Genomic DNA, 20,871 nt, shown 5'->3' on the forward strand with positions numbered 1-20,871 from the left:
AAAAATTGAGAGGGGGGACAATTATGGGAAAAATAAAGGTAGTTCATTATATTAACCAGTTCTTTGCAGGAATTGGGGGAGAAGAAAAAGCTGATACTAAACCTTTGGTTATGGAGGAGTTACCTCCTATTAGTAAAAATTTAGATAAACTTTTAGGTGAAGAAGCACAGGTTGTAGCTACGGTAGTATGTGGGGATTCATATTTTAATGAAAATTTAGATTCTGTAAAAAAAGAAGTTTTAGATATGGTAAAAAGTTTTAATCCAGATTTATTTATAGCAGGACCGGCATTTAATGCGGGAAGATATGGGGTTGCAGCTGGAACTATTACTAAAGAAGTAAAGGATGTACTTAATATACCTGTTCTTACTGGAATGTATCCTGAAAATCCAGGTGCTGATATGTTTAAAAAAGATATTTATATAGTAGAAACTTCTAATTCAGCAGCTGGAATGAGAAAAGCTCTTCCGAGTATAGCAAAACTCGCATTAAAGCTTGCTAAAAATGAAAGTATAGGTTCTCCTAAAGAAGAAGGATATATTGAAAGGGGAGTTAGGGTAAATTATTTTTCTAATGTTAAGGGATCTAAAAGAGCAGTGGATATGATGATTAAAAAGCTTAGAGGAGAAGAATTTGAAACAGAATATCCAATGCCTGATTTTGATAGAGTAGATCCAAATCCTGCAATAAAGGATTTATCTAAGGCTAAAATTGCAATTGTTACATCTGGTGGAATAGTTCCAAAAGGAAACCCGGATAAAATTGAATCTTCTTCTGCTTCTAAATATGGAAAATATGATATTTTTGATTTTGATGATTTAACTAGTGAAACTCATGAAACTGCTCATGGTGGATATGATCCTGTTTATGCAAATGAAGATGCTGATAGAGTATTACCGGTAGATGTTTTGAGAGATTTAGAAAAAGAAGGAGTTATTGGGGAACTTCATAGATATTATTATTCTACTGTAGGTAATGGAACTTCTGTTGCAAATGCTAAGAAATATGCATCTGAATTTGCAAAAGAATTAGTGGCTGATGGAGTGGATGCGGTAATCTTAACTTCTACATGAGGTACTTGTACTCGTTGCGGAGCAACAATGGTAAAAGAAATAGAAAGAGCAGGACTTCCTGTAGTTCATATTTGTACAGTAGTACCTATATCATTAACAGTTGGAGCAAATAGAATAGTACCAGCAATAGCTATTCCACATCCACTTGGAAATCCAGCTTTAGACAAAAACGAAGAAAAAAGCTTAAGAAGAAAATTAGTTGAAAAAGCTTTAAAAGCCTTGACAACTGAAGTGGATGATCAAACTGTATTTGAAGGTTAAATAGATGGGCTATGCCCATCTATTCCAATTATATATTAAAATTTTGGAGGTGGCTATATAATGTCTTATTCTGTAATAAAGGGAGTTGGGTATATTCTTGTACATACTCCAGATATGGTAATTTACAATGGCTCAACACAAACAACAGAAAGGATAGTAAATCCAGAGTCTGAATATCTTAAGAAATTGCCAAATCATTTGAGAACTTTTGAAGAAGTTGTAAGTTATTTACCAAATCAAACCTATATAGGTAATATGACCCCAGAAGATTTAAGAAAATATGATATGCCATGGCATGATAAAAGAGCTGAAAATGCTAGTAGGTTTGGTAAATATGGAGAAATAATGCCTCAAGATGAGTTTATAGGGCTTATGCAAATTGTAGATGTATTTGACTTAGTAGTATTAGAAAAAACGTTTGCAAATTTGGTGAAAGAAAAATTACAAAAACACCCTCTCATTAAGAAGGATTTAATAGATAAGATTAAAGAAGGAGATGAACTTACAAATATAGAAAAATTTATAAATGAAAATAATGCACAGGCTTTATATAATGACGGAAAAATAGTAGGTTGTGTAAAAGCAGCTCATAATATAGATCCAAATTTAAATTCTCATGTAATATTTGAAAATTTAGTAGTTAAAGCATCAGGAGTACTGGCGTTACTTAATTTGCTAGTTAAAAATGGTATAAATCCAGAAGAAGTAGATTATGTTATAGAGTGTTCAGAAGAAGCGTGTGGAGATATAAATCAAAGAGGAGGGGGGAATTTTGCAAAATCTATAGCTGAAGTTGTAGGATGTGTTAATGCAACAGGTTCGGATACTAGAGGATTTTGTGCAGCTCCAACACATTCTTTAATAGAAGCAGCTGCTTTAGTTAAAGCTGGAGTATATGAGAATGTAGTTATAGTTGCAGGTGGAGCAACAGCAAAACTCGGAATGAATGGAAAAGACCATGTTAAAAAAGAAATGCCTGTACTTGAAGATGTATTGGGTGGATTTGCAGTACTAATCAGTAAAAATGATGGGATAAATCCTATTTTAAGAACTGATTTGGTTGGTAGACATACAGTCGGAACAGGTTCTTCGCCACAAGCAGTAATTACTTCTTTGGTAACAACACCTCTTGATAAAGGTAATTTAAAAATAACAGATATAGACAAGTATTCAGTAGAAATGCAAAATCCGGATATAACTAAGCCGGCAGGAGCAGGAGATGTTCCAACATCTAATTATAAGATGATAGGTGCATTGGGAGTAAAAAGAAAAGAACTTGAGAAAAAAGAATTGATGAATTTTGTTAAAAAACATGGAATGCCAGGATGGGCTCCAACTCAAGGGCATATACCTTCAGGAATACCTTATATTGGATTTGCGAGAGATGCAATGTTAAATAACGAAATAAATAGAGCAATGATAATTGGTAAAGGAAGTTTATTCCTTGGGCGCATGACTAATTTATTTGATGGGGTATCAATAGTTGTAGAAAAAAATAGTGGTAAAGCAGAAGACGATAATTCTATTTCAGAAGAAAGTATAAAAATGATGATAGCTGAAGCTATGAGAGAATTTGCATCACATTTGTCTGCAAAGTAGAGGTGATAATTATGAGAAATATGATAAGTAAAGTATTTAATGATATTGCAGATGCTATAGAAAGTGGGCAATTTGGAGAAAAAATAAAAATAGGGATAACCTTACTTGGAAGTGAACATGGTGTAGAGAATATAGTTAAAGGAGCAGAAATTGCTCAAAGTAGAGATAAGTCCATAGAAGTAGTGTTAATAGGTCCTAAAGTAGATACTAATCTTAAAGTTATAGAAGCAAACACTGAACAAGAACAGCATGAAAAAATGGAAGAACTTTTAGATAGTAAAGAAATAAGTAGTGCTGTTACTATGCATTATAGTTTTCCAATAGGAGTATCTACTGTTGGTAGAGTAATAACTCCTGGTTTTGGAAAAGAGATGATTATAGCTACTACTACGGGAACTTCTTCTACTCATAGAGTAGAGGCCATGGTTAAAAATGGGCTTTATGGAATAATAACTGCTAAGTCTTTAGGAATAAAAAATCCAACAGTAGGAATATTAAATGTAGATGGAGCTAGACAAGTGGAAAAAGCATTGAGAAAATTAAATGAAAATGGATATAAAGTGAATTTTACTCAGTCTTTAAGAGCTGATGGCGGAGCTGTAATGAGAGGAAATGATTTGTTGAGTGGAACGCCTGATGTAATGATTACTGATACTTTGACTGGAAATTTACTTATGAAGGTTTTTTCTTCTTTTACTACTGGTGGAACTTATGAAGCTATGGGGTACGGATATGGACCAGGAGTTGGAGATGGATATAGTAGAACAATATTAATTATATCTAGAGCTTCAGGAATTCCTGTTGTAGCAAATGCTATATCTTATGCAGCTGATGTTGCAAGGGGTAATATAAATAAAATTTGTCAAGATGAATTTAAATCAGCTAAAAATGCAAAATTAGATGAAATATTAAATTCATTGACAAAGGAAAAGAAGAAAGGTGATGAAGAAATTAGTATACCAGAAAAAGAAATAGTTACGGGTTCAATTTCTGGTATTGACATTTTAGACCTTGAAGATGCAGTGAAAGTTCTATGGAAAAATGGAATATATGCAGAAAGTGGTATGGGATGTACAGGTCCTATAGTTATGGTTAATGAAGAAAAAATCGAAAAAGCTATTGAGATATTGTTTAAAGAAGGATATGTAAGTACGGATTCTATGAATTGTTAGGAGATATATCTCCTAACAATTTTTTTTAGCATAAAAAGAATATAAATTGGCATACTAAGTATAGACTGAGAAATTGCTACATAAAAATTGGTATTGAAAAATTTTTTAAAAATTTTTCGAAAAAAATTAATTTTCAAGAAGGATTTTATGAAAAAAAGTAGAATATGTAATATTACGTCTAAAATCAAATGAGGAGGTTTGTACAATGGCTATGAAGAAAAAATTAATTTCACTTGCACTAGCAGCAACTATGTTAGGAACTATGCTAGTTGGGTGTTCTAAGCCAGCAGAAGAAGGAGCTGGTGGCACACAAGGAGAAAAAGTTATAAAAGTAGGTATGGTTACAGATGTTGGAGGAATTAATGACCAATCTTTTAACCAGTCTGCTTGGGAAGGACTTAAAAGAGCAGAAAAGGATTTGGGCATAAAGGCAGTTTATAGAGAATCAAAACAAGATGCTGATTATGTGCCAAATATAGAAAGTTTAATAGACGAGGAAAACGATTTGATATGGGGAATAGGATATAAAATGGCAAAAGATTTAAAAGCTCAAGCGGAGGCTTATCCTGATAAAAATTTTGCAATAATAGATTATGATTATGGAAAAGAAACACCAAAAAATGTTTTAGGGGTAACATTTAAGGCAGAAGAATCTTCTTATTTAGTAGGGTTAATTGCAGGAAAAATGACTAAAACTAATAAGGTAGGATTTATAGGAGGAATGAAAGGTCCTATTATAGAATCTTTTGAATATGGATTTAGAGCAGGAGTTAAAGAAGCAAATCCAAATGCGCAAGTGACAGTTCAATATGCAAACTCATTCACTGATCAAGCTAAAGGTAAAGCTATTGCAAAAGGAATGTATTCAAATGGAGTTGATATAATATTCCATGCTGCTGGAGATACAGGAAGAGGGTTAATAGAAGCTGCAAAAGAAGAGAATAAATACGCTATAGGTGTTGATAGAGATCAAAATTATTTAGCACCAGAAAACGTTATTACTTCAGCTATGAAAAGAGTTGATAATGCTTTATATGATATAACTAAACAGTTTAAAGAAGGTAATTTTAAACCTGGTACAACTGTAACTTATGGTTTAGCAGAAGGTGGAGTTGATATAGCTCCAACTACTGATAAGCATGTTCCAAAAGATGTATTAGATTTAGTTAATAGTTATAAAGAAAAAATAATTAAAGGAGATATAAAAGTTCCTGCTACTAAAGAGGAATTCGATGCCATGATGAAATAAAAATTAAAGCCCAGAAAATTTTCTGGGTTTTAATTTTTACAGTGTTTTTAAAAAATTTTCGAAAAATGCAAAAATTATTGTTATTTTCAGAAAAAATTTAGTATAATTATAGTACATGGCTAAAAAATCGATTTAAGGAGGTATAAAAGTGAATGAGATAAAAGGCAATATAGATTTTAGTCAAAAAGTTGTTGAAATGAAGAATATAACTAAAAAATTTGGCAACTTTGTGGCAAATGACAACATAAATTTAACTGTTCATAAAGGGGAAGTACATGCGCTTCTTGGAGAAAATGGAGCAGGAAAATCTACACTTATGAACATACTATATGGACTTTATCAACCAACTTCTGGAGAAATATATATAAATGGAAATAAGGTTGAAATGGATAATCCTAATGTAGCAATAGAAAATGGGATAGGAATGGTTCATCAGCACTTTATGTTAGTTCCACCGTTTACAGTTGCGGAAAACATTATCCTGGGTATGGAACCTGTTTCTGGATTAGGGAAAATTGATATTCAAAAGGCAATAGAAGATGTTAAAAAAATTTCGCAACAATATGGGCTTCATGTTGATCCAACAGCTAAAATAGAAGACATTACTGTTGGAATGCAACAGAGAGTAGAAATTTTAAAAGCATTATATAGGGGAGCAGAAATTCTTATACTAGATGAGCCTACAGCTGTTTTAACACCTCAAGAAATTAAAGAATTAATTTGTATAATAAGGAATTTAACAGAACAAGGAAAATCAATAATAATAATAACTCATAAATTAAAAGAAATAAAAGAAGCAGCTGATTTTTGTACAATAATAAGGAGAGGAAAATATATAGATACTGTAGATGTTGAAAAAGTTACTGAAGATGAACTTGCAGCAATGATGGTTGGGAGAGAAGTAAACTTTAAAGTAGATAAAAAAGAACAAAAGTTAGGAGAAGTAGTTTTAAAGGTAGAAAATGTAGTTGCAAAAGATAATAGAGGGTTAAATGTACTTAATGAACTCTCTTTAGAAGTGAGAAGAGGAGAAATTCTTGGAATTGCGGGGATAGATGGAAATGGACAATCAGAACTTGTAGAAGTTTTAACTGGGCTTAGAAAAATTGAAAGTGGAAGCGTTTTCATAAATGGGAAAGATATAACTAATAAAACTCCTAAAGAAATATTTAGAGCAGGACTTTGTAATATACCAGAAGACAGACAAAAAAGGGGATTAGTTCTTGACTTTACAGTAGCAGAGAATATGGTACTTGAAAATTATTCAAAGCCTCAGTTTTCTAAAGGATTCAGACTTTTAGAAGAAAATATAAGAAATTTTGCAAGAGATTTAATATCAAAATTTGATGTAAGACCAGCTGATGAAACATTAAAAGCTAGAGCATTATCGGGAGGTAATCAGCAAAAAATAATTATAGCTAGAGAGGTTACTAATAATCCAGATTTACTTATAGCTACTCAGCCTACAAGAGGACTTGATGTTGGGGCTATAGAATTTGTTCATAAAGCATTGGTAGAGCAAAGAGATAAGGGAAAAGGAGTGCTTTTAGTATCGTTAGAACTAGATGAGATAATGAGTGTTTCTGATAGAATTGCTGTTATATATGAAGGTAAAATAGTTGGAATTATTGATTCGAAAGATGCTGATGAAAATACGCTAGGACTAATGATGGCAGGAGGTGCTGAAGGTGAGGAATAAAAAAATATTTAATAATACTTTATTATATACTTTGATTTCTATATTTGTAGGACTTATAGTTGGAGCTTTATTTCTTAAATTAGCAGGATATAGTCCGATAGAAGGATATAGTACAATGCTCAATGGTATATTTGGTAAACCAAAATATATAGCTTGGACTATAATTATGTCAACTCCACTTATTCTTACAGGATTATCTGTGGCATTTGCTTTTAGAACTGGACTTTTTAATATAGGAGCAGAAGGGCAATTTATAATGGGTGCTTTAGCTGCAACACTTGTAGGATATTTTGTACATCTTCCAGCAATAATACATGTTCCTCTAACTCTTATTAGTGGATGTTTGGCTGGAGCTTTATGGGGTTCTATTGCGGGATTTTTAAAATCTAAATTTGGAGTTAATGAGGTTATTTCAACTATAATGCTCAACTGGATAGCTTTTTATTTATCTAATTATTTTATTATGATTGAAGCTTTTAGAGAACCTAATAGTGAGGCTTCACGTACTATACAACAAACTGCAAAAATAGATATAACGTGGCTTAAATCTTTAGTTGGACCTGCTACTAAAGTGAATTGGGGAATTGTAATAGCTTTAATTTTAACAGCTATAATAGCTTATGTACTTTATAAAACTGTTTTAGGATTTGAACTTAGAGCGGTTGGATTTAACAAATATGCTGCTGAATATGCGGGAATAAATGTAAATAAATCTATGTTAATATCAATGGCTATTGCAGGGCTTTTAGCAGGAGCAGCAGGAGCAATGCATGTAATGGGAGTATCTCATAAAATAACAATTCTTGCTGCTCAAGAAGGATATGGATTTGATGGAATAGCTGTATCATTGATAGGGAATAATACACCAATTGGAGTTGTTCTTGCAGGATTTTTATTTGGTGCTCTTAAATACGGTGGCGGTAAAATGCAAATTATTGGAGCTCCAACTGAAGTGATTAATATAGTTATAGGTTCTATAATTTATTTAATAGCAGCAAGTAGATTGATTAAGATAATAATAGAAAAAGCGAGGGGAGGAAAAGCTGATGCTTAGTAAGAATTTAGCGATGATACTCAGTACAACTTTAATGTATTCGACACCCCTTATATTTACATCTTTAGGAGGTGTTTTTTCAGAAAATGCAGGAGTTGTAAATATAGGTCTTGAAGGTATGATGACAATAGGAGCTTTTGCAGGAGCTGCAACGGCAGTATTTACTGGAAATCCATGGCTTGCTTTTTTAGTTGCTGGAATAGCTGGAGGGATATTTGCACTTCTTCATGCGATAGCTACAGTTAAATTTAATGCAGATCACGTAGTATCAGGAATAGCGATTAACTTTTTAGCACCTGGAGTAGCGTTATTTTTATGTAGAAGATTATTTGATGGATCGACTATGACTCCTTCGATAGATTTAGGACAAAAAATACCTAGACCATTTAATGGAATATTTGCAAAAGGGAGTTTCATGGATATAGTATTTAATACTTATGCAACTGTATATTTAGCATTTATATTAGTTGCAGTTACTTGGTATATATTATATAAAACAAGACTTGGACTTAGAATAAGAGCTGTTGGAGAACATCCTAAAGCTGCTGATACATTAGGTATTAATGTATATAACATAAAATATCTATGTGTAATATTATCTGGAATATTAGCAGGTTTTGGGGGAGCTTCAATGAGTTTAGCTATAGTTTCTTCTTTTAGACCTACTTTAATTTCAGGACAAGGATATATTGCACTTGCTGCACTAATATTTGGTAAATGGAAACCTCAGGGTGCAATGCTTGCTTCATTGTTATTTGGAGCATCAACAGGTCTTGCAATATTTTTAGGAAACCCGGAGATAGGATTAAATGTATCTGAAAATTTACTGTCTATGGTTCCTTATATAATAACATTAGTAGTATTAATTTTATTTGTTGGAAAAGCAAATGGACCAGCTGCAAATGGACAACCTTATGAAAAAGGACAGAGATAAAAAAAGAATTTATTGAATAAAACAAAGGGCTTGCGTAAAAAGCCCTTTGTTTTATTTTTTTCGAAATATACATAATAATATTGAAGAAAATATTGATATAATCTCAATAGCTATAGGTATATAAGTTTTTTTAATTTCAAGATTAAAAATGTTATATATTTTGATAAAATCTAAGATGAAAAATACTCCCAAAACTAATAAAATTTTATTTAAAACATGTTTATCTTTTACAAATTTTATTACAAATAAAAATTGAAATAATGATAACAACGATAAAACAAAAATGTCTGAATTCGAAACTTTTATTGGAATATCACTTGTAATTATTATTTCAAGCCCAAATTGCATACTTAAAATAATAAAAAATAAAAAAACTATAAGTATATTTTTGACTTTCATTTTTTCTCCTTTCTTAAAAATAAAATATTTTTAAAACCAAGCATTTAAAATTTCAAATTAAAATATAAATTATAATTATATCATTCATAATATGCATTCATTATTTATTTTCATTATAGCACGTTTATTTCCACTTATTAACACATTATGAACTTATATTTCAACATTTCTTTTCAAATAGATTATTTTATAGAGGTGACTATAAATGAAATTTTTAGATAAACCATTTATACCAAATAAAAAAGTTAAATTAGTATTAGTAGATAAGAGAATACCTGAAGATATAGAAAATGAATTAAAAAATAAAAAAATACAAATAATAAAGACATGTGAATGTACTAATTTATATAATGCGATAAAATATCATCCAGACATACAGATTTGTTATCTTGGAGAAAATAATGTAGTTGTAGCTCCAAATGTATATGAATATTACAAATGCATTTTAAAATATTATGGGCTTAATGTTATAAAGGGAAATAGTTTTTTAGAAAATAAGTATCCGCAAAATATAGCTTATAATGTAGCTATTTTTGGAAAATACGCAGTTCATAATTTTAAATATACAGAAAAAAACATATTAGATTACATAAATAAAAAAAATATTATAAAAATAAATGTAAAACAAGGATATTCAAAATGTTCTATATGTATAGTTGATGAAAATTCAATAATAACATCTGATTATGGAATACATCAAGAAGTTGTAAAACACAATATAGATTCTTTATTAATAGAAAAAGGACATATAGATTTATTTGAAATGAATTACGGTTTTATTGGAGGTTCTACAGGTTTTATATCAGAAAATGAACTAGCTTTTTTAGGAGATATAACAAAGCATGTGGACTATATAAAAATAAAAAAATTTTTAGATAAAAAAGGTAAAAAAATAGTAATTTTAAGTAAAAATAAATTAATAGATTTGGGTTCTATAATCCCCATTATGACTAGAAAGGAGTGACGTAATTGGATCATATATCTTTAGGTGTAACTGGTGAGTATAAGGATTTAGCAATTAAATTAGTAAATTCTATTAAAGCATCGAAAAAAGTGAAAAATATGCACGATACTTTAGAAATTGATATATTTATGGATGATAATAAAAAAGAAGAAACTAAAATATTTATTTGTTGGGAACTTACAAATATTATTATAAATACGGTTAAAAATAAAGTTTTAAAAGAAATGATAAATAGAAGTTATAAGGATATGTATATAACGGAAATTGATGATATATATGAATACTCTTTAAATTTGTTTAAAGAAAGAGAAGTTTCTATAAGAGATATACTTTTTAAAAGGATATATGAGTACTTGTCAAGTAATGATTATATAAATGTAAATGGATTTGTAAAATTTAGATTAAGAGATTTTATGGATTATATAATACAGATAAAGGATAGAGGACTCGAAGAGTATTTGCTTCAAAAAGATTACAGTGAATTTATACAACTTCTTAAATACTTTGTGGATTTACAGGAAGAAAAAATAGATATTTTAAAATTGTATATAGAAAAAAATGGGACATTTAAAATTTGTGATAAATACGATCGGGATTTAGAAAGTAGTTATACTAAAGATATATTTAATTTAGCTTTAAAAGAAAATATGAATTATGAGGATTTTTTGATAAGTGTATTGATTACTTTATCTCCTAGAGAAATATTGATATATGATCGATTGGAAAATAATGTTTCAAAAGAAATTATACAAACAATAGAATCTATTTTTGAAGGAAGAGTAAAAGTCAATTATAGAGTTTGATACTCTATTTTTTTTGTATAAATTGACATGGAAATATTATGAATATAAACTATTGGATAGATAGAAATTAATTATGGAGATGATTTTATGAAAAATATTTTAAATTTTTCAAATGTAAATTGTAAACATTGTTACAAATGTATTAGAAACTGTCCGGTTAAAGCGATAAAAATGGAGAATGATAAAGCTTATATAGTTGAAGATTTATGTATAGGGTGTGGAATATGTTTTAAAGTATGTCCTCAAGATTCAAAAAAGATAAAATTGGATTTAGGACAAGTTAAGGAATATATAAAGTTAGGTTATAAAGTTGTAGCGAGTATAGCACCGTCATTTATAGCGGATTTAGAGGGTATAGATTATAAAAAGTTTGTAATGGCTCTTAGAAAAGTTGGTTTTTATAAAGTGGAAGAAACTATAGTTGGAGCTAAAATTGTTATAGATATGTATAAAAAATATATAAATAATAATAATCAAAAAATATATATATCTTCGTGTTGTCCTACGGTTAATTATTTTATAACTAAATATCATGGAGAAATAAGTAAATATTTAATTCCTGTTCAATCCCCTATGATAGCTCATGGAAAATATTTAAAGAAGAAATACGGTGAAGATATAAAAGTTGTGTTTATTGGGCCTTGTATATCTAAAAAATACGAGGCGTTGGATTTTGAAAATAGAGGAGTAATAGATAGAATACTTACTTTTGAAGAATGTTTTAATTTAATAAAAGATTTTAAAATAAATATAAATAGTTTAAATGAAAGTGATTTTGACAATGAGCCTTTAGGTGATATATGTTTATTTCCTGTTGAGGAAGGAATAAATGTAGGATTAAATGATATGGAAAAAATAAATGTTTCTGGCATGGATAATGTGAAGGAGCTTATTGAAAGTATAAAAAATGGTGAATTAGAAAATGTTTTTATAGAATTGAATTCTTGTAGTGGGTCGTGTGTAGGGGGTATAGGATTCAAAAACAAGAAAGGGATATTTTATAGAAAAGCTAAAGTGAAAGAATACACTAAAAAAAGAGTTTTACATGAAACGTTTTTAAATGAAGTAAAAAGTGTATTTAAAGATATAGATTTATATAAAGAATTTAAAGAAGAAAAATTAAAATTTAAATATCCTGAAGAATATGAAATAAGAGATATATTAATATCTATGGGTAAAAAGACAATTAAAGATGAGCTTAATTGTGGAGCATGTGGGTATAATACTTGTAGAGAAAAAGCGATAGCTGTATATAGAGGTCTTGCTGAACTTCATATGTGTATGCCTTATATGAAGGACAGAGTAGAGGCATTAAGTAATGTTATATTTGAAGTTACACCTAATTATATAGTTATAATAGGAGAAGATTTTAAAATAATAGATATAAATAATTCAATGGCAAGTGTTATAAATAAAGAAAGAAAAGAATTGATAGGAGAGTATATAGGAGATTATATTGATATAAATGATTTTATAGATGTTTTGTGCAATAAAAATAGTATTTTATCTAAAAAAATTAAATGGAAAGAATATAATAAGGATATTATAGAAAATATGATTTATTTAAAAGAACATAGAGCTATAATCGGTATATACAGTGATATTACTAAGGAGGAAAATCAAAAGAGAAAATTTAGAGAAGTTAGAATAAATACAATAAATACGGCTCAAGATGTTATTGAAAAACAGATGAGAGTTGCTCAAGAAATTGCATCACTCCTCGGGGAAACAACTGCAGAAACTAAAGTTATATTAACTAGATTAAAAGAACTCGTTATGAAGGGAGATGAAGAAGATTAAAAAATATTTTGTAGATATAGGATATTTGAGTTTAAATAAGTATTCTGAAGAACTTTGTGGAGATAATGTTGAAATTGAAAGATTTGATGAAGGAATTATAGCTGTATTATCAGATGGATTAGGTTCTGGAGTAAAAGCAAACATATTAGCTACTTTGACTTCAAAAATAGCTATAACTATGATAAAAAATGGATTAAGTATAGAAGATGTTGTCGATACAATAATTAATACACTCCCTACATGTAAAGTGAGAAATCTTGCTTATTCTACTTTTACAATTATATATATTTTACATAATGGCGAATGTTATATAGCTAGATTTGATAATCCTCCTGTATTGCTTAAGAGAGAAGGAAATGTTATTCCTATACAGGAAGAAGAGGTAATAATATCAGATAGAAAAGTTAAGGAAATTAAAATTAATTTACAAAAAGAAGATATAGTTATATCCATGAGTGATGGAGTTTTAAATGCTGGGATTGGTGTGATTTTAAATTTAGGATGGGATATAGATAATATAGGAAAATACATAAAGAAGCTTCCTGCGAATTTATCCTCATTAAGTATAGCTAAAAAAATTATTTTAACATGTAATTATTTATACCAAGAAACACCAGGAGATGATACTACTGTAGTAGTTTTGAAACTCACTAATGCTAAGCATGTAACTTTGTTTACAGGTCCACCTTTAAATGAGGATGATGATACAGTAGTTGTAGGAAAACTGATAAGGAGCAAAGGAAAAAAAATAGTATGTGGTGGTACTGCTGCGAAAATAGTAGCAAGGGAATTGGGGCAAGATGTAAAAATAGATATGGAAAATATAAATGAAGATATACCTCCAATTGGTTACATAAAAAATATTGATTTAGTTACAGAAGGTGTGTTAACCTTAAAAAAGGTATTAGAAGTTTTGGATGGTTATAAAAATAGTAGATATCATATTGATGATATATTTAAAAGCAATCAATATAAAAATGGAGTTTATATGATTTTAAAAATATTATTAGATGAATCTACACATATTAATTTTTTGGTAGGAAGAAGCATAAATCCAGCTCATAAAGATATAGATTTTCCAAAAGATTTATCATCAAAATTAGAAATTGTAAAAAAAATAAAAGAAATATTAGAAGAATTAGGAAAAATAGTAAACATTGAATATTATTAAGGAGGCAGCAAATGGGAAAAGTATTGTTTTTAGGAATTATAGGAGCAATTATAGGGTGGATTACTAATATTCTTGCAATTAAACTTATATTTAGACCTATAAAACCTGTGAAAATTCCTATAATAAATGTAGAAATATTAGGATTGATACCCAAAAGAAGAAATGAAATAGCTTTTTCTGTCGGTGAAGTAGTAGAAAAGGAGTTAATATCAGTAGAAGAAATAATTGATAAAATGATAAGAGAAGAAGATAAAGATAATATAATTAGATTTATAAAAGATAGAATAGATAATATAGTTGAAGAAAAACTACCACCTTTTATTCCGACTACATTTAAGGGTATGATAAAAGATTATATAGATAAAGTAGTAGAAGAGGAAATTGCAAATGTAATTACTAATTTAAGTGAAAATTTGATACATAAAGCAACATCTAGAATAAAAATAGGAAAAATGGTAGAAGATAAGATAAATGAATTTGATTTAGAAAAATTGGAAGAAATAATTATAAATATAGCCAAAAGAGAATTAAAGCATATAGAAATATTAGGACTTATATTGGGATTCGTTATAGGAATAATACAAGGAATAATTGTAATCAATATGTAAATTATATTGACAAATATTTAAAATAAATATATAATTCAAAGACAAGAAAATAAAAAATGATAAAGGCAAAGAAAAGGAAGAGTAAGTTAAACCCAGTTTAAAGAGAGGAAATGCCATGGGCTGAGAGCATTTCTAAATATGGATAACTGAAAACTACCTTGGAGCTGGATTTAGTAGCCTAGTAGGTGAAAAAATTTCGGGTGACTACCTTATAGTCTTCAAGAGGGCTTTTGCCAACTTGGGTGGAACCGCGAGAGATAAACTCGTCCCATATTTTGGGGCGAGTTTTTTGATTTATAAATTAAGGAGGTATTAATTATGGAGAAAATAAAGGTTACATTAAAAGATGGTTCTATAAAAGAATTTGATAAAGGTATTTCTATAATTGATATAGCAAGATCTATAAGTGAAGGACTTGCTAGAAATATAGTTGCTGGACAGGTAAATGAAAGAGTAGTTGGGCTTGATTATAGGTTAGAAGAAGATGCAAGTGTTAATTTATTAAAATTTGAAGACGAACAAGGTAGGGAAGTATTTAGGCATACAAGTGCTCATATATTAGCACAAGCTGTAAAAAGATTATATCCAGATGCAAAACTTGCAATAGGACCAGCTATAGATAATGGATTTTACTATGATATAGATTTAGAACATAGATTAACTCCAGAGGATTTAGAAAAGATTGAATCTGAAATGAAAAAAATAGTAAAAGAAGATTTAAAAATAGAAGGATTTGAACTTTCTAGAGAAGAAGCTATTAAGCTTATGGAAGAAAAAAATGAAGATTACAAAGTAGAACTTATTAAAGATCTTTCAGAAGGGGAAATAATAACTTTTTATAAACAAGGAGAATTTGTAGATCTTTGTAGAGGACCTCATTTACCTACGACTAAAAAAGTAAAAGCTATTAAACTTTTAAATGTAGCTGGTGCTTATTGGCGTGGAGATGAAAAGAATAAAATGCTTCAAAGAATATATGGTACTTCATTTGAAAAAAATAAAGATTTAGAAGCATATTTAAATATGTTAGAAGAAGCTAAGAAAAGAGATCATAGAAAGTTAGGAAAAGAGTTGGGGTTATTTGTAATACCAGAAGAAGGACCTGGATTCCCGTTATTTTTACCTAAAGGAATGGAACTTAAAAATAAGTTATTAGAGTTTTGGAGAGAAATTCATAGAAAAGCAGGTTATGTTGAAATAGAAACTCCTATTATATTAAATAGAGCTTTATGGGAAACTTCAGGGCATTGGTATCATTATAAAGAGAATATGTATACAGTTTCAATTGATGAACAAGATTTTGCAATAAAACCTATGAACTGTCCAGGAGGTATGATTGCGTATAAAACTCAAATGCACTCTTATAGAGATTTTCCAATGCGTGTTGCAGAATTAGGAAGAGTTCACAGACATGAGCTTTCAGGAGCATTACATGGACTTATGAGAGTTAGAGCATTTACTCAAGATGATGCACATATATTTATGCTTCCTGAACAAATAAAAGATGAAATTAAAGGTGTTGCTAAATTAATAGATGAAATTTATAATACATTTGGATTTAAGTATCACGTAGAATTATCAACAAGACCGGAAAGTTCTATAGGAACTGACGAAGAATGGGAAGTAGCTGAAAATGGATTAAGAGAAGCTTTAGAAGAGTTAGGACTTGAATATAAATTAAATGAGGGAGATGGAGCGTTTTATGGACCAAAAATAGATTTTCATCTTCAAGATTGCATTGGAAGAACATGGCAATGTGGTACTATACAATTAGATATGCAACTTCCACAAAGATTTGATTTAACTTATATAGGTAAAGATGGAGAAAGACATAGACCTGTTATGATCCACAGAGTTGCATTTGGTAGTATAGAAAGATTCATAGGAATTTTAATTGAACATTTTGCAGGTAAATTCCCATTATGGCTTGCTCCTGTTCAAGTTAAGGTATTACCTATTTCAGATAAATATATGGAATATGCAAATAAAGTAAAAGATATGTTATTTGAAAAAGGAATTAGAGTAGAAATTGATGATAGAACAGAAAAGATAGGATATAAGATAAGAGAAGCACAACTTGAAAAAGTTCCTTATATGTTAATAATAGGTGAAAAAGAACAGGAAAATAATGAAGTATCTGTTCGTTCAAGAGATAAAGGAGAAATAGGAACAATAGAACTCAATAAATTTATAGAAAATATTTTAGAAGAAGAAAAAAATAAAACTATGAGTTTATAAAAAATAGAGTCAACTTTAAAGTTGACTCTATTTTGCATTTTAAGATATAAAAATGGAATTTTAAGATATAAAAGTATAAAAACAATTAATACATATACAAAAAAAGTTTTAGTGTGGTATAATTTACATAAAATTCTTTTAATTTACATTAGAGATATTCTAAGATATATGAATATATGAGGGTGTAGGGAGAATAGAGTTATTAGCCTAAAACTCCTAAAAAACTATTAAAGGGGATGTTGGTATGGGAGTTAAAGTGCTTGTATGTGATAATGATAAAGTAATGAGAAATCATCTAGTAAAATGCATTAATAGTATGAAGGATATAGAATTTATAAAAACTACAGAAAATGGGATACAAGCTGTGCAAAATATAAAAAAAGGAAATTTTGATATATTGATAATAGATGTAGATATACCTTACAAAAATGGAATTGATGCAGCAAGAGAAATATTTAATATAAATCCAGATATTTATATAATATTTGTAACTGCTTTTAAAGAATATGCATTAGATGCATTTAGTATTTATTCTTTTGATTATATATTGAAGCCTTTTAATGAGAAAAGGCTTTTGAAAACATTAAGTAAAGTTATAGAAAATATAAAGTTAAAAAAAATGGTAAAAAGATTTTTAAATAATAATAAAGAAAAATTTATTTTTAGAAAATCTAGAAAAACATATATTGTAAATTTAGAAGATATTATCATGTTTGAGAAAAATGGAAGGACAACTAAGATATATACAAAAGATTTGGAACAGGAATTTTATGAATCTTTTTATGATATAGAGAAAAGGTTATCGGTAGATTTTTTTAGAACACATAAATCTTATATTGTAAATATAAATAAAGTTAAGAAAATAGTTCCCCATACTAAAACATCGTATAAAATTGAATTTAAAAATAATAATTTAAAAGCACTTTTAAGCAAGAAAAATGAAATAAAATTTTTAAATAGATTGTATTTAGTAAAAAAAGATAATTGTGTAATATAAAATAAAAATATTTATTAATTTTAGAAAATTACATGAAAGTAAATTTTGATACAATTGTATTTAATTTTTAATACATAAAATAGGATTTATATATTTTTTTTGTAGTTTGAATAATTTTATATATTAATATATTATGTAGTTACTCAATAGTTTATGACAAAATTGTAAAAATAGTGAAAGGAGGTATTGGGTGTAATTTATTATTTGTGTTTTTTAGTTTTGATGTAATTAGTTAGTTTTATTAGGGGGGTATACTTATGAAAAAAAAATTAGCATCTATAGCTCTTTCAACAGTTATGACTGGTTCAATGTTATTGTCTCCAATGGTTTATGCAGAACAAACAAATATTGATAAAATAACTATACAGGAAGATGCACAAATTTACACTCAAAATCAGGATAAATTAGAAAAAAATATAATAAAATTTAACAAAAAGAATGAGTTAGGATTTTTAAAAGGAAAACTTTCTAGTAAATTGGAAAAAGATATGGATGGAGTAATAAAGTTTTTTGAAGAAAACAAAGATATATTTAAGATAAATAATCCAAAAGAAGAATTTGAATTAATAAGTAAAAAAACTGATAATTTAGGATATACACATATTAAGTTACAACAAATGTATAGAGGAACTCCTTTATATGGAAGACAGTATATAGTTCACTTTGATGATAATGGAAATATATATGTTGTTAATGGATTAATTGATAATGAAGTATATAAAAAGTTTCCTAAAAAAGCAGATAGATCTGCAAATATAGGAAGAAAATCGGCTATAGAGATTGCGAAAAACGAGGTTAAAGCTAAAAAAATTATGGGAGAACCAGAAGTAAAATATTGTTTTTATGAATTAAATAATGAATATATACCTGTTTATGAAGTAAGTTTAGGTGTTTTAGAACCAGAAATGGCAGATTGGCATATTTTTATTCATGCTAAAACAGGAGAAGTTGTAAATAAAAATAATAGATTAGCAACTGTTTTAGTAAAAGGAGTGGGAAAAGGAGTATTAGGAGATGAGAAAGAAATAAATCTTGATTATAGAAATGGTAAATATTACATGATAGATGATAGTAGAAATGGAGTAAAGATAAAAACTTACGATGCTAGTGATGTTCCTGAAATTGATTTTATATCTAAATATTTCTTGCCAGGAGATATTATGTATGATAAAGACGATGTATTAGATGAAGAGATATATAAATCAGCAGTTGATGCTCATAAATATGCAGGTTATGTATATGATTATTACAAGAATAATTTTGGAAGAAATAGTATAGATGATAAAGGAATGGATATTATTTCATCTGTGCATTATGGTAATAATCTTTCAAATGCTTTTTGGAATGGAGAGCAAATGGTATATGGAGATGGAGATGGAAAGACATCAGCTCCTTTAACTGGAGCATTAGATATAGTTGGTCATGAAATGACTCATGGGGTTACAGCATATGAAGCTGGTCTTGAATATCAAGGGCAATCAGGAGCTTTAAATGAATCTTTTTCAGATGTATTTGGAACATTAATAGAATTTGAATATCAACCAGAAAAAGCCGATTATTTATGTGGAGAAGATGTATGGACACCAAATATCAAAGGAGATGCTTTAAGGGATTTACAAGATCCAGGAAGTGATAAAGCTTATAGTAAACAACCTTCTTATATGAAGGATTATGTAAATACAACAGATGACCATGGCGGAGTTCATATTAATTCTGGAATACCAAATAAAGCTGCATATCTTGTGATTAATAGTATTGGACCTAAAAAAACAGGTCAGATATATTATAGAGCTTTGACAACTTATTTAACAAATAAATCGAATTTTTATGATGCAAGACTTGCATTACTTCAATCAGCTGAGGATATTTATGGAAAGGATAGTAAAGAATATAGAGCAGTAGAGAATGCATTTGATAGTGTAGGAATAAAATAGTAAAAAGGGTCTGTACTTTAAGTATAGACCCTTTTTACTATTTCTTTTAACTCATCGTGAGTTAAAGTTTCTTTTTCATAAAGATGATTGGATATTAAGTGAAGTTCTTCAATATGTTCTTTTAATAAATTTATAGTTTCGTTGTAGCAGTTTTTTATAATTGAATTTGATTCAGCATGGATTTTATCGATTAAAAATGTTTTGTAATTTCCTTCTATAGTCATGCTTCCAAGACTACTCATTCCGTATTCGCATATCATTTGATTAGTGATTTCTGTAACTTTTTTTAAATCATCTTTTGCTCCTGTTGAAATATGGTCGAATATAATTTCTTCTGCTGCTTTTCCTGCAAGCAGTATCTTTATTTTAGAGAGCAGTTCATCTTTAGTGTGAATAAATCTATCTTCGTCCGGCAATTGAAGTACATATCCTAAAGCTTGACCTCTAGGAACTATGGATATTTTTTGTATAGGGTTTATTCCTAATATATTGCTGAGAAGTGCATGACCGGCTTCGTGATAAGATACGATTTTCTTTTCTTTCTCTATTAATTTACTATTTTTGCTTTCAAGACCTGCTAAAATTCTCTCTATTGCTTGATTAAAATGGTTTTGATTAATTACATTTTTATTTTCTCTTACAGCTATTATTGCAGCTTCATTTGCTATATTAGAAAGGTGTGCTCCGCTGAGTCCGTGTGTTTTTTTAGCTAGTTCTTCTAAATCTACTGAATCATCTAAAGGTTTGTCTTTAGTGTGAACTTTTAATATTTCATGTCTAGTATAACAGTTGGGATTTCCGATGTATATGTGTCTATCAAATCTTAAAAGTGCTTCATCTAAAAGATCTAACCTATTTGTAGCACCTATGATTATCACATTTGTATCTTTATTGAATCCGTCCATTTCTACTAAAA

Annotated in this window: 16 protein-coding genes and 1 other annotated feature; of the genes, 15 read left to right on the forward strand and 1 reads right to left on the reverse strand. The window is 28.7% G+C overall.

The features are described from left to right. Positions 1 to 23 precede the first annotated feature (23 nt). The 15 genes from grdB to BUA19_RS07295 all read left to right on the forward strand — a co-directional run bounded on the left by grdB (position 24) and on the right by BUA19_RS07295 (position 19,955). On the forward strand, positions 24 to 1,334 hold the full coding sequence (grdB, locus tag BUA19_RS07215) for a glycine reductase complex selenoprotein B (RefSeq protein WP_084601986.1): 1,311 nt from the start codon (positions 24 to 26) through the stop codon (positions 1,332 to 1,334). Between the two features lie 60 nt (positions 1,335 to 1,394). Beyond that, positions 1,395 to 2,933: a glycine/sarcosine/betaine reductase complex component C subunit beta gene (gene grdC / locus BUA19_RS07225; protein WP_072725163.1), complete on the forward strand. Its 1,539-nt coding sequence runs from the start codon at positions 1,395 to 1,397 to the stop codon at positions 2,931 to 2,933. An 8-nt stretch (positions 2,934 to 2,941) separates the two neighbouring features. Next, positions 2,942 to 4,105, forward strand: coding sequence for a glycine/sarcosine/betaine reductase complex component C subunit alpha (gene grdD / locus BUA19_RS07230; protein ID WP_334292379.1), 1,164 nt, complete (start codon positions 2,942 to 2,944; stop codon positions 4,103 to 4,105). Positions 4,106 to 4,310: 205 nt separating this feature from the next. Next, positions 4,311 to 5,354 (forward strand): BMP family lipoprotein, encoded by a 1,044-nt coding sequence (locus tag BUA19_RS07235; RefSeq protein ID WP_330389035.1) that lies wholly within the window; start codon positions 4,311 to 4,313, stop codon positions 5,352 to 5,354. 196 nt (positions 5,355 to 5,550) lie between these two features. Then, a complete protein-coding gene (locus BUA19_RS07240) occupies positions 5,551 to 7,053 on the forward strand; it encodes an ABC transporter ATP-binding protein (protein ID WP_072725187.1) in 1,503 nt (500 codons plus the stop codon). After that, the gene (locus BUA19_RS07245) at positions 7,043 to 8,107 is read left to right on the forward strand and encodes an ABC transporter permease (RefSeq protein ID WP_072725166.1); all 1,065 of its coding nucleotides are present in this window, start codon (positions 7,043 to 7,045) and stop codon (positions 8,105 to 8,107) included. Before BUA19_RS07240 ends, BUA19_RS07245 begins: the two co-directional genes overlap by 11 nt. Next, positions 8,100 to 9,041, forward strand: coding sequence for an ABC transporter permease (locus tag BUA19_RS07250; protein WP_072725168.1), 942 nt, complete (start codon positions 8,100 to 8,102; stop codon positions 9,039 to 9,041). The genes BUA19_RS07245 and BUA19_RS07250 overlap by 8 nt, the downstream gene beginning before the upstream one ends. Positions 9,042 to 9,645: 604 nt before the next feature. Continuing rightward, positions 9,646 to 10,404: a DUF6873 family GME fold protein gene (locus tag BUA19_RS07260; protein WP_072725171.1), complete on the forward strand. Its 759-nt coding sequence runs from the start codon at positions 9,646 to 9,648 to the stop codon at positions 10,402 to 10,404. Positions 10,405 to 10,409: 5 nt separating this feature from the next. Then, on the forward strand, positions 10,410 to 11,207 hold the full coding sequence (gene ytxC / locus BUA19_RS07265; protein ID WP_072725172.1) for a putative sporulation protein YtxC: 798 nt from the start codon (positions 10,410 to 10,412) through the stop codon (positions 11,205 to 11,207). Between the two features lie 87 nt (positions 11,208 to 11,294). Next, entirely contained in the window at positions 11,295 to 13,007 is a 1,713-nt protein-coding gene (locus BUA19_RS07270) for a [Fe-Fe] hydrogenase large subunit C-terminal domain-containing protein (protein WP_072725173.1), read from the forward strand. After that, a complete protein-coding gene (locus BUA19_RS07275) occupies positions 12,994 to 14,178 on the forward strand; it encodes a SpoIIE family protein phosphatase (RefSeq protein ID WP_072725174.1) in 1,185 nt (394 codons plus the stop codon). Before BUA19_RS07270 ends, BUA19_RS07275 begins: the two co-directional genes overlap by 14 nt. An 11-nt stretch (positions 14,179 to 14,189) precedes the next feature. Continuing rightward, positions 14,190 to 14,786 (forward strand): DUF445 domain-containing protein, encoded by a 597-nt coding sequence (locus tag BUA19_RS07280; protein ID WP_072725175.1) that lies wholly within the window; start codon positions 14,190 to 14,192, stop codon positions 14,784 to 14,786. A gap of 59 nt (positions 14,787 to 14,845) precedes the next feature. Continuing rightward, positions 14,846 to 15,060: a binding site (T-box leader), on the forward strand. A gap of 44 nt (positions 15,061 to 15,104) precedes the next feature. Continuing rightward, entirely contained in the window at positions 15,105 to 17,024 is a 1,920-nt protein-coding gene (gene thrS, locus BUA19_RS07285) for a threonine--tRNA ligase (RefSeq protein WP_072725176.1), read from the forward strand. Between the two features lie 244 nt (positions 17,025 to 17,268). Then, positions 17,269 to 18,021 carry a LytR/AlgR family response regulator transcription factor gene (locus tag BUA19_RS07290; RefSeq protein ID WP_072725177.1) on the forward strand — a complete coding sequence of 251 codons (753 nt, stop codon included), beginning with the start codon at positions 17,269 to 17,271 and terminating at the stop codon, positions 18,019 to 18,021. 257 nt (positions 18,022 to 18,278) lie between these two features. Further along, positions 18,279 to 19,955 (forward strand): M4 family metallopeptidase, encoded by a 1,677-nt coding sequence (locus BUA19_RS07295; protein WP_072725178.1) that lies wholly within the window; start codon positions 18,279 to 18,281, stop codon positions 19,953 to 19,955. A 17-nt stretch (positions 19,956 to 19,972) separates the two neighbouring features. Here the strand turns inward: BUA19_RS07295 and BUA19_RS07300 are convergent. Next, positions 19,973 to 20,871 (reverse strand): AAA family ATPase (locus BUA19_RS07300; protein ID WP_143145394.1); only part of this gene is annotated, 899 nt, incomplete at its 5' end.

Source organism: Tepidibacter thalassicus DSM 15285 (assembly GCF_900129915.1).
Lineage (GTDB): Bacteria > Bacillota > Clostridia > Peptostreptococcales > Peptostreptococcaceae > Tepidibacter > Tepidibacter thalassicus.